This is a genomic window from Zavarzinella formosa DSM 19928, from assembly GCF_000255705.1.
GTDB classification, from domain to species: Bacteria; Planctomycetota; Planctomycetia; order Gemmatales; family Gemmataceae; genus Zavarzinella; species Zavarzinella formosa.
In genome coordinates this window covers 27,514-27,720 of the sequence record NZ_JH636439.1, presented here as the reverse complement: position 1 = coordinate 27,720, position 207 = coordinate 27,514, and the positions used below count along the sequence as shown (strand labels likewise).

Below are 207 nucleotides of genomic sequence, written 5' to 3'. Positions count from 1 at the left end.
ACGCCTCTTTTCGGAGGCGGTTCGGTGAAAAAGAAGACTGATGATTTGTTCGACATCCTGGCGGACTTGGGCGGACCGATTCCGTCCGAGGATGCCAGGGACCGGCGGCGGCGGGAAAAGGGGCTGCCGGATGAGGCGGCCCGCCGTGATCTTGCTCTTACCTATCTGACAGTGCAGCGACGGCTGTGGCCCGCCCTCGGCAAGACT

The 207-nt window shown here is 62.8% G+C and carries 1 protein-coding gene; it reads left to right on the top strand.

Annotated elements, in window-relative coordinates; genetic code table 11:
• Positions 1-24 precede the first annotated feature (24 nt).
• Positions 25-207: hypothetical protein (locus tag BGIM_RS64575; RefSeq protein ID WP_162136205.1), on the top strand; the 183-nt coding region annotated here is incomplete at its 3' end.